The 14,674-nt window shown below is 71.8% G+C and carries 13 protein-coding genes; 6 read left to right on the top strand and 7 right to left on the bottom strand.

Annotated features, from left to right (window positions below; all coding sequences use genetic code 11):
- Nucleotide 1: 1 nt before the first annotated feature.
- Nucleotides 2-1,357 carry a dipeptidase gene (locus AB0G47_RS19105; protein WP_360770972.1) on the bottom strand — a complete coding sequence of 452 codons (1,356 nt, stop codon included), beginning with the start codon at nucleotides 1,355-1,357 and terminating at the stop codon, nucleotides 2-4.
- 135 nt (nucleotides 1,358-1,492) lie between these two features.
- Here AB0G47_RS19105 and AB0G47_RS19100 point away from each other — a divergent pair, with 135 nt between their 5' ends.
- A complete protein-coding gene (locus tag AB0G47_RS19100; RefSeq protein WP_360770969.1) occupies nucleotides 1,493-2,695 on the top strand; it encodes a geranylgeranyl reductase family protein in 1,203 nt (400 codons plus the stop codon).
- 80 nt (nucleotides 2,696-2,775) lie between these two features.
- On the opposite strand, the gene AB0G47_RS19095 is transcribed toward AB0G47_RS19100, so the two are convergent.
- A complete protein-coding gene (locus tag AB0G47_RS19095; RefSeq protein ID WP_360770966.1) occupies nucleotides 2,776-3,252 on the bottom strand; it encodes a nitroreductase family deazaflavin-dependent oxidoreductase in 477 nt (158 codons plus the stop codon).
- Between the two features lie 155 nt (nucleotides 3,253-3,407).
- Here AB0G47_RS19095 and AB0G47_RS19090 point away from each other — a divergent pair, with 155 nt between their 5' ends.
- Nucleotides 3,408-4,106, top strand: a complete 699-nt coding sequence (locus AB0G47_RS19090) for a TetR/AcrR family transcriptional regulator (protein WP_360770964.1) — start codon at nucleotides 3,408-3,410, stop codon at nucleotides 4,104-4,106.
- 23 nt (nucleotides 4,107-4,129) lie between these two features.
- Here the strand turns inward: AB0G47_RS19090 and AB0G47_RS19085 are convergent, their stop codons facing one another.
- Nucleotides 4,130-6,247 carry an NB-ARC domain-containing protein gene (locus AB0G47_RS19085; RefSeq protein ID WP_360770961.1) on the bottom strand — a complete coding sequence of 706 codons (2,118 nt, stop codon included), beginning with the start codon at nucleotides 6,245-6,247 and terminating at the stop codon, nucleotides 4,130-4,132.
- 374 nt (nucleotides 6,248-6,621) lie between these two features.
- Here AB0G47_RS19085 and AB0G47_RS19080 point away from each other — a divergent pair, with 374 nt between their 5' ends.
- The 3 genes from AB0G47_RS19080 to AB0G47_RS19070 all read left to right on the top strand — a co-directional run bounded on the left by AB0G47_RS19080 (nucleotide 6,622) and on the right by AB0G47_RS19070 (nucleotide 9,747).
- Complete coding sequence (locus AB0G47_RS19080) at nucleotides 6,622-7,731, top strand: PP2C family protein-serine/threonine phosphatase (protein ID WP_360770958.1); 1,110 nt, start codon at nucleotides 6,622-6,624, stop codon at nucleotides 7,729-7,731.
- Between the two features lie 94 nt (nucleotides 7,732-7,825).
- Entirely contained in the window at nucleotides 7,826-9,082 is a 1,257-nt protein-coding gene (locus tag AB0G47_RS19075; protein ID WP_360770955.1) for a sensor histidine kinase, read from the top strand.
- On the top strand, nucleotides 9,082-9,747 hold the full coding sequence (locus tag AB0G47_RS19070; protein ID WP_360770952.1) for a response regulator transcription factor: 666 nt from the start codon (nucleotides 9,082-9,084) through the stop codon (nucleotides 9,745-9,747). Before AB0G47_RS19075 ends, AB0G47_RS19070 begins: the two co-directional genes overlap by 1 nt.
- Here AB0G47_RS19070 and AB0G47_RS19065 read toward each other — a convergent pair.
- Together AB0G47_RS19065 and AB0G47_RS19060 are read right to left on the bottom strand one after the other, a co-directional pair.
- On the bottom strand, nucleotides 9,708-10,025 hold the full coding sequence (locus AB0G47_RS19065; RefSeq protein ID WP_360770949.1) for a DUF6332 family protein: 318 nt from the start codon (nucleotides 10,023-10,025) through the stop codon (nucleotides 9,708-9,710). The genes AB0G47_RS19070 and AB0G47_RS19065 overlap by 40 nt on opposite strands.
- A gap of 102 nt (nucleotides 10,026-10,127) precedes the next feature.
- Complete coding sequence (locus AB0G47_RS19060; RefSeq protein WP_360770946.1) at nucleotides 10,128-11,627, bottom strand: MFS transporter; 1,500 nt, start codon at nucleotides 11,625-11,627, stop codon at nucleotides 10,128-10,130.
- 89 nt (nucleotides 11,628-11,716) lie between these two features.
- Between AB0G47_RS19060 and AB0G47_RS19055 the strand changes: the two genes are divergently transcribed.
- On the top strand, nucleotides 11,717-12,121 hold the full coding sequence (locus tag AB0G47_RS19055) for a MarR family transcriptional regulator (RefSeq protein WP_360770943.1): 405 nt from the start codon (nucleotides 11,717-11,719) through the stop codon (nucleotides 12,119-12,121).
- Nucleotides 12,122-12,147: 26 nt separating this feature from the next.
- On the opposite strand, the gene AB0G47_RS19050 is transcribed toward AB0G47_RS19055, so the two are convergent.
- Both AB0G47_RS19050 and AB0G47_RS19045 read right to left on the bottom strand, forming a co-directional pair.
- Nucleotides 12,148-12,876, bottom strand: coding sequence for a maleylpyruvate isomerase family mycothiol-dependent enzyme (locus tag AB0G47_RS19050; RefSeq protein ID WP_360770940.1), 729 nt, complete (start codon nucleotides 12,874-12,876; stop codon nucleotides 12,148-12,150).
- Between the two features lie 36 nt (nucleotides 12,877-12,912).
- Nucleotides 12,913-14,493: a hypothetical protein gene (locus AB0G47_RS19045; protein ID WP_360770938.1), complete on the bottom strand. Its 1,581-nt coding sequence runs from the start codon at nucleotides 14,491-14,493 to the stop codon at nucleotides 12,913-12,915.
- Nucleotides 14,494-14,674: the final 181 nt, after the last annotated feature.

The following is a 14,674-nucleotide window of genomic DNA, read 5'->3' as shown; positions in this document are numbered from 1 at the left end:
CTCAGCTCGCCGCGTACTTCTGGAGGAACAGCGCCTCGGCGACCGACAGCCGCTCCAACTCCTCCGGCGACACGCTCTCGTTGACCGCGTGGATCTGCGCCTCGGGCTCGCTCAGACCGATCAGCAGGATCTCCGCCTGCGGGTAGAGCGCGGCGAGGGTGTTGCACAGCGGGATCGATCCGCCCTGCCCCGCGTACTGCATCTCCTCGCCCGGGTACGCCTCGCCCATCGCCTCCGCCATCGCCGCGTACGCCGGGCTCGTGGTGTCCGCGCGGAACGCCTGGCCCTGGCCGATCTGCTCGGTGGTCACCTGCGCGCCCCACGGCGTGTGCGCCTCCACGTGCGCCTGCAGCAGCTTGGTGGCCTCGGCCGCGTCGACGCCCGGCGGCACCCGCAGGCTGATCAGCGCCCGCGCGCCCGCCTGCACGGACGGCGTCGCGCCGACCACCGGCGGGCAGTCGATGCCGAGCACGGTGACGGCAGGGCGGGCCCAGATACGGTCGGCGACCGTGCCCGCACCGATCAGTTCGACGCCGTCGAGGACCTTGGCGTCCTTGCGGAAGGCGTCCTCTTCGTACTGAAGGCCGTCCCACACCTCGTCACCGGTGAGCCCGTCGACGGTCGTCGAACCGTCCTCGGCGCGCAGCGAGTCGAGCACCCGCACCAGCGCCGCGAGCGCGTCCGGGGCAGCGCCGCCGAACTGCCCCGAGTGCAGATTGCCCCCCAGGGTGTCGATGCGGACGCGTACGAGGGTCATGCCGCGCAGGGTCGCGGTGACCGTCGGCAGGCCGACCCGGAAATTGCCGGCGTCGCCGATGACGATCGTGTCGGCCGTGAGCAGGTCCGGGTGCTGCTCGGCGTACCGCTCGAGACCGCCCGTGCCCATCTCCTCCGAACCCTCCGCGATCACCTTCACGGTCACCGGGACGCCGCCGTTCGCCTTCAGGGCGCGCAGCGCGAGCAGGTGCATGATCACGCCGCCCTTGCAGTCGGCGCTGCCGCGGCCGTACCAGCGTCCTTCGCGCTCCGTCAGCTCGAACGGCGGGGTCGTCCACGCCGCCTCGTCGAGCGGCGGCTGCACGTCGTAGTGCGCGTAGAGCAGGACGGTGGGCGCGCCCTCCGGTCCTGGCAGCACGCCGTACACGGACTGGGTGCCGTCGGGGGTGTCGAGCAGCGCCACGTCCTGGAAACCCTCGGCGCGCAGCGCGTCCGCCACCCAGTTCGCGGCGGCCTCGCTCTCGCTCCTGGGGAACTGGTCGAAGTCCGCCACCGACTTGAAGGCCACCAGTTCGGTGAGCTCCGCCTTCGCCTTCGGCATGAGTGAGGCGACGGTCTCGGCGATCGGATTCGGCGACATGGGCACGCTCCTCGTAGGTGCGACGTTGTACGTGTGTGGGTGCTGTGATCCTCCCACAGGAGGGGGTCGGGGGTGCCCGCCGTAGGATGCTTTGGAAAGCGCGGCCAACAGCTGGATCGGGAGCGGTAGACCAACGTGAGCAGCGAGAACTCAGCGGACGACGCGCAGTACGTGTGGGACGTCGTCGTGGTGGGAGCAGGGCCCGCGGGGGCGTCGGCGGCCTACGCGGCTGCGGTCGCGGGACGCAGCGTCCTCGTCCTGGAGAAGGCCGAACTGCCCCGCTACAAAACGTGTGGCGGCGGCATCATCGGCCCGTCGCGCGACGCGCTCCCGCCCGGTTTCGAACTGCCCTTCAGGGACCGGGTGCACGCGGTGACGTTCTCCCTCGACGGCAAGTTCGCCCGCACCCGCCGCTCGAAGCAGATGCTCTTCGGGCTCATCAACCGCTCCGAGTTCGACCAGCAACTGGTCGAGCACGCGCAGAAGGCGGGCGCCGAGGTGCGTACGGGCGTCACCGTCGCGCGCGTGGAGCAGCACGGCTCCGCGGTGCCCGACCGGCGCACCGTCGCGGTCGTCCTGCAGAGCGGCGAGACGGTCCTCGCCCGCGCGGTCGTCGGCGCCGACGGCAGTGCGAGCCGCATAGGAGCGCATGTCGGCGTGAAGCTCGACCAGGTGGACCTCGGTCTTGAGGCCGAGATCCCGGTGCCGCCGAGCGTCGCCGAGGACTGGGCGGGCCGGGTGCTCATCGACTGGGGCCCCATGCCCGGCAGTTACGGATGGGTGTTCCCCAAGGGGGACACGCTCACCGTCGGCGTGATCTCCGCGCGCGGGGAAGGCGGCGCCACCAAGCGGTACTTGGAAGACTTCATCGCCCGCCTCGGCCTGGCGGGCTTCGAGCCGAGCATCTCCTCGGGCCATCTGACGCGCTGCCGCAGCGACGACTCGCCGCTCTCGCGCGGCCGGGTCGTGGTGTGCGGTGACGCGGCGGGGCTCCTGGAGCCGTGGACCCGCGAAGGCATCTCCTTCGCCCTGCGCTCGGGGCGTCTTGCGGGGGAGTGGGCGGTGCGGATCGGCGAGGCGCACGACGCGGTCGACGCCCGCCGCCAGGCCCTGAACTACGCCTTCGCCGTCAAGGCGGGACTCGGCGTCGAGATGAGCGTCGGGCGGCGCATGCTGACCGTCTTCGAGCGCCGCCCCGGCGTGCTGCACGCGGCGATCACGGGCTTCCGGCCCGCGTGGAACGCGTTCGCGAGGATCACCCGTGGCTCGACGACGCTCGGCGAGCTGGTGCGGAACCATCCGCTGGCGGGGCGGGCCCTTTCCGCCATAGACCGGTAGCGGGGGGGGGGCTTGTAGGGGGCTTGTACCCCCCGGACTTGGCAGGACTTGAGGCTCGGCCGCCTGTGGGTGGCCGGGCCTCATTTCGTGACGGTGATCCGGAAGACGGGGTGGTCGGCCGCGGCCGCCTCGATCTCCGCGTCCGTCGACTTGGCGGTGACGCCCTTGAAGTACTGGTTGACCTCCCAGCCCCACTTCTCCAGATAGCCGCGGAGCACCGGCAGCTTCTCGGCGTCGGGGATCTCCACCGCGGTGAACGCACGGACCTTGCGCCCGACCCGCAGCTCCCCGCCGCCCGCCGCCCGCATATTGCGCACCCACTGCGAGTGCCCGCGGGCCGAGACCAGGTACTGCCCGCCTTCGTACGTGAACGGGTTGACCGGTACGCGCTGCATCTGGCCGCTCTTGCGGCCGCGTACGGAGAGCTCGGCGGACCCCATCAGGCTGATGCCGCGCCGCGCCAGCCATCCGATCACGCCGTTGAGCCGGACGTTGAGGGGGCTGCCCTTGAGGTAGTAGGGGGAGGGAGAGGGGGAGGCGGGGGAGGACGAAGACATGGTGGCCACCTTGGTCGGAAGCGATTCCGAGAGCAGTGCTCTCGCTTTAGAGCAGTGTGCACGAGATCGGTGATCCAAAGCAAGAGCAGTGCTCTCGAAAGTGTGAAGTGCTCTCGTTTCGGCGCACTGCTCTGTATGCGTGGCACACTGCGTGCATGAGTAGTGCCACGAGCGGAGCCAGGGCCCGCGCCCGAGTCGAAGTCACCGCAGCCATCAAGGACGAGGCGCGCAGACAGCTGGCGGGCGATGGCGCGGCCAAACTGTCGCTGCGGGCGGTGGCCCGCGAGCTCGGCATGGTGTCCTCCGCGCTCTACCGCTACTTCCCCAGCCGCGACGAGCTCCTGACCGCCCTCATCATCGACGCCTACGACTCCCTCGGCGCGGCCGCGGAGGCCGCGCACGCCGAGGTGGCGACATCCGCGCCCGTGCGGCGGTGGACGGTGACCTGTGAGGCTGTCCGCTCCTGGGCCCTGGCGCACCCCCACGAGTACGCCCTCATCTACGGCTCGCCCGTGCCGGGCTACAGTGCGCCCCGGTCCACCGTCGAAGCCGCATCGCGCGTGGGTCTGCTGCTGATCGGGATCGTGCGCGACGCCCACCGGGCGCGTGGTGTCGCGGTGCGGAAGCTGCCCGCCGGGCTGCGCTCCGAGGCCGAGCGGATGGCCGCGGATCTGGCCCCCGATCTGCCGCCGGAGGTGATCGCGGCGATGGTCGCGGCGTGGGCGCAGCTCTTCGGACTGGTGGGCTTCGAGGTGTTCGGGCAGTTCAACCGCGTCGTCGAGGACCGCTCGGAGTTCTTCTCGTACGCGGCTGCCCAACTCGCCCACGGGGTAGGGCTCGTGGAGCCGGGCTAGTACTCCCGACAGCTTCCAGGCAGTCAGGCAGTACTGAGGGCGTAGGCGATGCCTGTCTCCCTGTCGTTGTCGTATCCGGCCTGGAAGGCGGTCTTGTAGGCGTCGTCGCCGAGGAGGAGGCGGGCCTGTTCCTCGCACGCGGTGCGGGCGGCGATGAGTTCGGGCGAACCCATCTGGGGGGTGCCGACGGTGTGCCAGAGCTGCTGGGAGAGGCCGAGGAGCCGGGCGGAGTGCTCGGCGTGCCCGGAGGCGACGGTCGCGGAGGCGAGCAGGTCGACGGTGACGGCGATGCCGAGGCTGTCGTGGAGACGGCGCTTGCCGTCGAGGGCGGTGCGGGCGTGAGCCGCGGCCTCCTCCGCCCGCCGCAGCCCGAGGACGGCGAGGGCGCGCAGGTAGTCGCCGTAGGCGCGGACCCAGGTCTCGCCCTGCCGGGCGCACGTGGCACGTACGTCCTCGGCGACCGCCGCGGCATCGGCGAACTGCCCGAGGCTGACGTGGGCGAAGGCCCGGGCGCCGCGGGCCAGGATCCACGCCGCTGGATAACGTCCGCCGGCGGGCCGGGTGCCCGGCACCGTGTCGAGCACCTCGGCGGCCTGCGTCTGCCGACCGCTCACCGTAAGGCTGGCTCCCTCCAGAAAGGCGGCGGCGACCGGGGCGGACTCGTCGGTGTCCCCGGCCGCGGCCTCCCGGAAAGCGGTGGCGAGACGGAGGCTGGTCTCCGTGTCGCCCTGGGCGAAGGCCGCGATGCCGCGGGACCACAGGGCCTTGGCGCGCACCGGTCCGGGTCTGGGGCCGCAGTCGAGGGCCAGGGCCCGGTCCAGATAGTGCTCTCCCTCCTTGGCGAGGCCGCAGGCGTACCAGAGGAACCACAGCGCCCCGCCCATCTCCTGCGCGGCCCGTGCGTCCCTGTCGGCGAGGCAGGAGTCGAGCGCGGCACGGAGGTTGGCGTGCTCGGCCGTCATCCGCTCGTACCAGGAGAGCTGTTCGGGCCCCATCCAGGCGGCGTCCGCCCGCAGCGCGAGGGCCAGGAAGTAGGTCCGGTGCCGGTGCCGCAGGGTGCGTTCCTCGTCCAGGCCGCGCAGCCAGGCGGCGCCGAACTCGCGGACCGTGTCGAGGATCCCGTACCGCTCGCCGTCACCCTCGCCGTCACCGATCCGGCCACACGTCAGGATCGACTTCTCCGCAAGGCCGCGCAGCAGGCCGGGAAGGGTCTGCTCGGGCAGACGGCCATCCGCGCAGACCGCTCGGGCCGCCTCGGCATCGAAGCCGCCCGCGAACACCGAGAGGCGGGCCCAGAGCAGCCGTTCGGCCGGGGTGCACAGCTCGTGGCTCCAGCCGATGGCGGTGCGCAGGGCCTGGTGCCAGGGAGGGTCGGCCTCGTACACCAGCTCCTCACTCTCGCCGAGGACGGCGAAGCGGTCCTCAAGGCGGTCGGTCAGCTCGGCCAGGGACAGGTCGCGCAGCCGGGCGGCGGCCAGTTCGAGGGCGAGGGGCAGGCCGTCAAGGCGGCGGCACAGGCGAACCAGATCGGGCCGGTCGGCGTCGGTGACGGCGAAACCCGGCGCCGCATCGGCGGCCCGCGCCACCAGCAGGTCGACCGCGTCCCCCGCCACCGCCATGGTGTCCCCGGGGCCGGGCACGGGCAGCGGTGCGACGGTCAGCCGCCGTTCAGGGAAGATGCCGAGCGGGCGTCGGCTCGTCACCAGGATCCGCAGCCCCGGCGCCGCCCGCAGCAGCGCCTCAGCGGCCAAGGCGCACGCGTCGACCAGATGCTCACACGTGTCCCACACCATCAACAGCTCGCGGCCCGCCAGATACTCGGCCAGTACGTCGATCGCGGGCCGGGTCGACTGATCGGCCAGCGGCAGCACCTCGGTGATGGCGAGCGGGAGCAGGGCGCCCCTGCGGAGATCCGAGAGGCCCACCCACCACACTCCGTCCGGGTGGTGCGGCTGCGCCTCGGACGCCGCCCGCAGGGCCAGGCGGGTCTTGCCCACCCCGCCGACCCCCGTCAGCGTCACCAGGCGGGACTCCGCGAGTAGCCCCCGGACCTGGGCCAGTTCTGCCTGCCGCCCGACCAACTCGGTCGTCTCCGCGGGCAGATTCCCCTCTTGCCACTGCGGCTGTGCTCGCGTGCCCACGAGTCTCCCCATCCGGGCCGCTCCGGCCCACGTCCCCAAGTCCCCGCGTCTGTACGGCTGTACGCCGCCAGCCTGCCAAGCCCCGCCGCACGCCACACCGGTCAGCAAGAAAGTGACCGCCCACGACAACAGCGGACCATGACGGTGCGGGAAATGGTCGGACCTCACTCCCGGAATCCCGATGCCGTCGCCCCTCACCTCCCCGCGGACACTTCCACGCGGAATCACGCCACTTCCGATCACTTCCCGACCGCCTTCCGGTCACCTGCCACGCTGTGTGACCGATCGGGTGAACGCCGCCCCGGGCGCGGGCGAGATCTGGGAATGTTCATGGCTTGGTGCGGGGCCAGAACAATCTGTCACGGAGGCGCGTGATGCGTTCCGAGCGTGGATGGCTGCTGCGGGCGGCGGTGATCGAGACCGGCGTCGCGGCGGCGGCCGCCGCCTGCCCCGATGTGCCGCTCTCCGCCCTGCTGGTCGTCGGTCCACTGCTCGCCGCCCAGCGGCTGACCATCCGCGCCACCGCGGCGTTCGCCGCCGTGGCGTCGCTCCTCGTGCTCGCGTTCCCGGCCGTGGTCCGCGACACCGTCCCGCCGCCCTCCGTCCAGGATCACGCGGTGCGCGTCGCGCTCGTCGCCTTCTGCGGCGTGTGGGCGGTGCTGACGGCGCGCGACCGTACGCTCAGCAAAGCCGCCCTGGAGCGCATGACCCACCTCGCCGAACTCTCCCAGCGGGCCCTGGTGCGCCCCCTGCCGGTCGAACTCGGCGGCCTGGCCATGGCCGTCCGGTCCCGCTCCGCGAGCGAGGGCGCCTTGGTCGGCGGCGACCTCCACGACGCCGTGCTCATGCCGTCCGGGCCTCGCCTGATCATCGGTGACGTCACCGGCCACGGCCTGGCCGCGGTGCGCCTCAGCGCGGCCGTCCTGTGCGCCTTCCGGCACACCGCGGCCACCGAACCCGACCTGGTCCGTCTCGCCCATACCCTCGACGACCGCGTGCGGGCCGAACTGGGGGACGAGGACTTCGTCACCCTGCTGCTCGCGGACTTCGTTCCCGGTGGGGTCCGCATGGTCAACTGCGGCCACCCTCCGCCGCTGCGGGTGGGCCGGCGCCTGGAATTCCTGGACCCGCCGAACCCCTCCCCGCCGTTGGGCCTCTCGCCCACACCGAGCCTGCACACCATCAGGCTCTCCTGCGAGCAGCGGATGCTCCTGTACACCGACGGCCTCACCGAGGCCCGGGACACGGACGGCACCGTGATCACCTTCGACCGCGGTTTCCGGGCCGCGCTGTCCAGCCCCGTCCTCGACGAGGCCCTCACATCCCTGGTCGATCTCGTCGACCGCCACACGGCAGCCGAGAGCACCGGCGACGACCTCACCCTGCTGCTCGTCCAGCCCACCCCCGAGTTTCTGACGCAGCCATGTCCCCGCGTACCGAAGCAGCAGGCCGCCACCGAGACCGACGAAGCGGCCGCCAAGTAGCCGCACCGGAGCCCGGCGTACTCCAGCGGGAGTACGCGTGATCGCCACGCCCGGCCGACGCCCCCGACGTGCCCCGCGGTCTAGCGTGGCCGACATGGACGAGCAGCGTGAACACAGGCGCGGCGGTCCGCCCCTGCCCTGGGGCGGACCCCCGATGTGGCGGCATGGCCCGCCCTGGTGGAACCAACGGGACGAGGCGGCGGAGGGCGGCAGGCTGCCGTGGCTGACGACGCTCTTCCTCACCGTGTTCGTGCAGGTCGGTTCGAAGTTCGCCGCGGAGGGCCAGCTCGACCGTGAACCACTCGACCTGATCGCCCGGCTGATCCTGCTCGCCGGCACGGCCTCGCTCCTGTTGCGCCACCGCCACCCCGTCCCCGTGGCGTACTTCACGGCCGGGACCGCACTGCTCTACCTGGGGGCCGGATACGCGTACGGCCCGGTCCTGATCACGGTGGCGGTCGGCTGCTTCGCCGCGGTGGTCTCGGGGCACCGGCGGGCGGCGTGGGGGGCCGTCGGCATGCTGTGGGCGGGACATCTGGTGGTGGCGCACTGGCTGTACCGGTGGCTGCCGCCGGACGGCGACAACGCGCGGACCTGGGGGGAAGAGACTGTCGTCGCCGTCTGGGTCGTCGCGATCATCGCGGTGTCCGAGCTGGCCCGCGTACGCCGTGAGCAGTGGATGAAGGAGCGCGCCGAGCGGGCGCAGGCCGCCAGGCGGCGGGCCGACGAGGAGCGCCTTCGCATGGCGCGCGAACTGCACGACGTCCTCGCGCACAGCATCTCCGTCATCAACGTCCAGGCGGGCGTCGGACTTGCCCTGCTCGACTCCGACCCCGAGCAGGCGCGCACCGCGCTGACCACCATCAAGGCCGCGAGCAAGGAGGCGCTGGGGGAGGTGCGCCAGGTCCTCGACACCTTGCGTGCGCCCGGTGACGCACCGCGCGCGCCTGCGCCCGGCCTCGACCGGCTGCCCGAGCTGGTGCAGCAGGCGGCGAGTACGGGCCTCACGGTCGACGTCGACACCCAGGGGCGGGCGGTGAAGCTGCCGCCCGGCGCCGATCTGGCCGCCTTCCGGATCGTCCAGGAGGCCCTGACGAACGTCGTGCGGCACTCCGGATCGCGGCACGCGCGCGTGCTTGTGCGCTACGAGAAGACGGCGCTCACCCTGCGGGTGGACGACGACGGGCCCGCCACCGGCGCGGACGCGGGCGGCAGCGGCAACGGTCTTGCCGGGATGCGGGAGCGTGCCGCGGCCCTGGGTGGCACGATCGAGGCGGGCCCGCGCCCCGACGGAGGCTTCCGGGTCACAGCGGTACTGCCCACCCGCACGGAACCTCAGGAGAACGAGTGATGATCCGCGTACTGCTCGCCGACGACCAGTCCCTTGTCCGGGCCGGTTTCAAGGCGCTGCTCGATGCCCAGCGTGACATCGAGGTCGCGGGAGAGGCGGCGGACGGCGAGGAAGCGGTCCGCATGGTGCGCGAACTGCGCCCCGACGTCGTCCTGATGGACATCCGCATGCCGCTGCTCGACGGGCTCGCCGCGACCCGCAGGATCACCGACGAGCCGGACCTGAACGGCGTCAAAGTGGTCATGCTGACCACCTTCGAGCTCGACGAGTACGTCTTCGAGGCGATCCGCGCGGGAGCCTCGGGCTTCCTGGTCAAGGACACCGAGCCCGAGGAACTGCTGCGTGCCGTACGCGCGGTGGTCGACGGCGACGCGCTGCTCTCGCCGGGGGTGACGCGCCGCCTCATCGCCGAGTTCGCGGCGCGCTCCAAGGAGCCGGCGGCCGCCGAGCCGCTCGGCGAACTCACCGAGCGGGAGCGGGAGGTGATGGCGCTGGTCGGCATCGGCCTCTCGAACGAGGAGATCGCCCGCCGCCTGGTCGTCAGCCCGCTCACCGCCAAGACCCATGTGAGCCGCACGATGGTGAAGCTCGGCGCCCGTGACCGCGCCCAACTGGTGGTCCTGGCCTACGAGTCGGGCTTGGTGCGGCCCGGCTGGCTGGGCTGAGCGGCTTTGGACTGGTCCACCCTGAGCTGCTCCACCCTGCGCCGGCCCGCCCGCCGGTGCCGCACGAGGATCGTCACCACGGACGCCACGAAGACCGTGGCCGCGACGACCGCGCCGACGCGGTTGAGGGTGTGCTCCGAGGGTGACGTCACACCGAAGAGGTGGACCGGCGTCGTCACCGCCAGGAAGGCGGCACCCGCGAGGCTCGTGGCGACGAACAGCGCGAAGCCGATCTCGACGGTGGTCTCGTCCCGCTCGGCCTGTGTGCGTCGCGCCATACCCCGAGTGTCAGGGGTGCGCCTCCGGCGGGCAAGGAACTGCCCGCCGGAGCCCGGGAGTTGATGTCCTGCACGGCCGTCCCGCACGGCCGTCCCGCACGGTCAGTCGCGGGCGGCCACCGGCTCCCGCTCGTCCTCCTGGGAGGCTTCCTGGGCTGGCGACTTGGCGACGACGACCGACTCCGGCGTACGACGTGTCCGCAGCCCGGTGAGGGTGATCAGGAGTCCGGCGACCGCGATCGCGGTGACCACGATCAGGCCGGGCCGGTAGCTGTCGAGCACGGCCTGCGGCGAGGAGCCCGCACCGTCGCCGGCGGCGGTGATCACGGCGGTCACGACGGCGAGGAAGATCGCGCCGCCCACCTGGATCGAGGTGTTCAGAAGCCCCGACACCATGCCCTGCTCGTCGTCGTCCACGCCATTGGTGGCCTGGATGTTGAGCGAGGGGAAGACCAGGGCGCAGGCGAAGCCGAGCAGGATCATCGACGGCAGGACCATGGACGCGTACGACGGGGTCAGGGTGACCCGCAGGAAGAGCACGTACGAGGCGACGAGCAGCGCGAAGCCCGCCACGATGACCCGCGGGGTGCCGAACCGGTCGATGACCGAGCCGACCTTCGTCGAGGAGAGGGCGACGAGCGCGCCGGCCGGCAGGAAGGCGAGCGCCGTCTCCAGGGCCGACCAGCCGAGCAGCGACTGGAAGTACTGCGTGGCGAGGAACTGGAAGGAGACATAGCCGCCGAAGAACGTCATCGCGCCGATCTGCGCCCGGAGTTGAGGTCCTGAGCGCAGCACGCCGAGGCGGATCAGCGGGCTCGGGGTGCGCAGTTCGATGCGTACGAAGACGGCGAGCAGTACGGCGGCGACGAGGAACGACAGGAGCGTGCGGGCCGAAGCCCAGCCGGCCTCCGGGGCCTCGACCACGGTGAAGACGAGCAGCAGCATGGTCGCCGTGCCGGTGACGGCGCCCGGCACGTCGTATCCGCCGGTGTTCTTCTCGCGGGCGCTGCGCGGGATCAGCTTGAGGCCGGCGACCAGCGCGATGACGGCGATGGGCGCGGGCAGCAGCATGGTCAGGCGCCAGCTGGCCTCGGTGAGCAGACCGGACAGGACAAGGCCCATGGAGAAGCCGGTGGCCGCGCAGGTGGTGTAGATGGTGAGCGCGCGGTTGCGGACCGGGCCCTCGGCGAAGGTCGTCGTGATGATGGAGAGGCCGGCGGGCGCGGTGAACGCGGCGCTCAGCCCCTTGATGAAGCGGCTCGCGATAAGGAGCGGGCCCGAGTCGACGAATCCGCCGAGCAGCGAGGCGAGCGCGAAGACGGCGAGCGCGATCAGGAAGACCCGGCGCCGTCCGAGCAGGTCGGCGGCGCGGCCGCCGAGGAGCAGCAGTCCTCCGTATCCGAGGATGTAGCCGCTGACGACCCACTGCAGGGTCGAGGTGGAGAGGTTCAGTTCGGAGCCGATGGAGGGCAGGGCGACGCCGACCATCGATACGTCGAGTGCGTCGAGGAACATCGCGGCGCAGAGCACGAGGAGGGTGCCCCACAGGCGCGGGGACCAGCGCTCCGGGGACGCGGAGTCAGCTGTGAGCGGAGAAGTCATGCGCAGCACAGTACATGCACATGCATTGAGTGCAAGTGCATTTAATTCCGATGCAACAATGGGGGCTTTTTCTGCTACCGTGCGATGTCATGGCGGCGAAAACGGCCGAGCAGGCGCTCGTGGACCAATGGCGCGACATCCTCGCGGTGCACGCACGCACTCTGTGCGAACTCGACCGCGCCCTGCATGAGTACGGCCTCGGGGCGAGCGACTTCGAAGTTCTCGACGTGCTGTCCGAGAGCGCCGCGGAGGACGGCGGCGGCGCCTACCGCGTCCAGGAGATCGCGGGCCGGGTGCATCTGAGCCAGAGCGCGCTGTCCCGCCTGGTCGGCCGCCTGGAGAAGGACGGCCTGGTGGAGCGCGGGATGTGCAGCGAGGACCGGCGTGGCGTACGGGTGTGCCTCACGGAGAAGGGACGCGCGCTGCACACGCAGGTGCGGCCGCTGCAGCGCGAGGTCCTCGGCCGGATGCTGACGGAGCCCGGCTCCCAGTAGCCTCCGGGGGCTTTCTACGCCGGACGTTATACGCCGGACGTTTCCTGCCACAGCGCGGCGAGCGCGGAGTCACCCTCGATGTGCGGGAAGTCCGCGCGGTTCCACAGCGCCAGGTACAACTGATCGGCGGCCCCGGACAGCTCGCAGTCGACGTCCTCGGTGCCGCCTCGCTCGGTGACGGGCGGCTCCTCGGAGAGCCGCACGGTCCACGCGGCGTCCGCGTCCGTGGCCCGTACGCGCAGTCGGCAGGGCTTCTCGACCCGCACCCTGCTGCGCGAGCGGGCGTGAAACCCGCGGAGCAACTCATCGATCCCGTCCACGGCGAACTCCGTACCGATCGGCGACGGAGTGCCCCCGAGTGCGGACTCGGCGTCCACGCGATGAACCGTCGTCTCGTTCGCCTGCCGCCGCGCCCAGAACGCGAGCGGCGATGGCGCGGGCAGAAACGCCCAGCACTGTACGTCGGGCGATGCGGCCCGGAGCGTGCCGACCAGGTCGGCGTGCGCCTGCCGGTACCAGTCGACCAGGGCGGGGCCGTCAAGGCCGGGCGGGTCACCCATCGGCCGGGGCGAGCCGCACTCCTCGGCGACGAACGCCGCGGCCCAGCGGTGCACGACCCCCGTGTGCCGCAGCAGATCACGCACCTGCCAGCCGGGGCAGGTGGCCACCTCGGCAGCCGTGCCTGCCGTTTCGGCGGCGCCCGCAAGCAACTTGCCTTCGGCGTCCAGAATGTGAAGGTGCTGGGAGATCTCCATGCGTGGATTGTGCCGGATGGAGTGCGCTCGACGCGGTCAGGTCTTGCGGACGGCGCCGGTGAAGCCGGCGACGAAGAGGGTGGCGAAGGCCCAGGCGCAGGCCTGGAGGGTCCATCCGGCGGCGGTGAGGGCCTGCCCCGCTGCCGTGTCGGTGGTGGTGCAGTCGCTGCGGGCGCCCGTCTTGATCAGCGGCAGGCCGAAGTCGAGGCCGACGCCGATGCGGTCGACCGTGCTGCAGCTGACGGCAGTCCCATCCCTCGGGACGGTGCGGGCGAGTCCGCCGTGGGCGCCGGGGCCGAGCACGGCGAGGAACACCGAGGCGAGGACGATGGCCAGGAGGCCGAGCAGAGCACGCCAGGGCTGGTATCCGTATCCGAGAGTGAGCCACGTCAATAGGCCCCAGGCCCGTTCGCCGGGGGTGGTGGCGGCCCTGCGCAGCTGGTCGTGCCGCTGTGCGATGAGCACCGCACGGGCGTCCCGGTCGTGTCCTGCGGCGCGCTGGGCGGCGGCCAACTGCTGGTAGGGCTGCGGCGCGTAGTACGGAGTGGCGTCGCGGAGCAGATCCAGCCAGTCCCGCCAGCTCTCCGCGAGGTCGCCGTACTCAAGCCCGTCGACGTCCAGGCGGTGGGACGGGTCGGGATGTTCCAGGCGGGCCGGGTCGAGATCCAGGGAGCCGCTGATGCGTACCCCGGGAAGTTGGATCGTCGGAAACTCTCCGCTGCCCAGGGCCTCGAAGCCGCGCCGGAGGAGAGCGTTTCCGTCGACCCGCAGATCGTGGAACACCAGTGCGGGACCGGTGTCGTTGCGTACCTTCCCCCCGGTGCAGGCCAGTTCGCCGATGCACGCCTGCAGCAGCCGCACGGCGCCGGCGTCACTGGCGCCCACCGCCTCGAAACCGGCGCGCAGCCGTACCCCCTGGTCGGCTCGCATTCCGTCGGCCATCAGGGCGGGACCGCTGTCATTGCGCAACTTTGCCCCGGTGCAGTCGAGTTGCTCGATGTCCGCCCCGATCAGCCGCACCAGGCCGAGCTCGCCGTCGCCCACGGCCTCGAAACCGTCGCGCAGATAGAGGCCGCCTCCGCACCGCAGTCCGTCGGCGTCCAAGGCGCGTCCGTCGGGGTTGAGCAGCCGCGCACCGCTGCAGTCCACCACCCCGCTGATGCGCGCATAGATCAGCGACACCGCTGCGGACTCGGTGGCTCCGATGACGGTCGCTCCCTCCAGGGAGACACGAGATGCGGTGAGCCAGTCGGCGGCGAGGGGCGATTCATCGGGATGCTCGAGGCGGCACCTCTCCAGCACGAGATAGGGCAGGTGGGCGTTACGGGCCACCATGCCCTCGGTGAGCAGACAGTCGAACAGCGCCAGTGCCACGTGCGTGGTGAGGTTCTCCGCGTCCAGGCGGCCGGTGATGCGCGCGCCGCGCAGTTGCAGTCCATGGGGATCGGGGTCGGGGGCGAGACGGCCCCGCAGGATGTCCCGGACGACAGCGGCCTCGATGGTCCGGTCCTCGCCCCACGCGCGCATGGCCGCCTCGTCGACGGACTCACCTGCGGCCAGGTCGAGCAGCTCCCCGCGGGTGACGTGGTCGATCAGCCTCTGCGCCAAGTCCGCCATCGGGCCCACCCCCTGGCCGCGGCCGGTCGGCACTCACACCGTAGGGCGCGGTCCGATTCCTGTCTCCTCTCTCCCGCTCAGAACGACGGCCGTGCGGGTGTTGCCGTTCGGTGACATGCGGGACAGGGCTGTGACACGGGAGAGGGCAACGCACTTGGGGAGTAGCGGGTCGTATGGGGCA

The sequence above is a fragment of the Streptomyces sp. NPDC021622 genome (assembly GCF_040640795.1).
Classification (GTDB): Bacteria; Actinomycetota; Actinomycetes; order Streptomycetales; family Streptomycetaceae; genus Streptomyces.
Note: the sequence above shows the minus strand (reverse complement) of the source record. Positions and strands in the feature narration are given on the sequence as shown.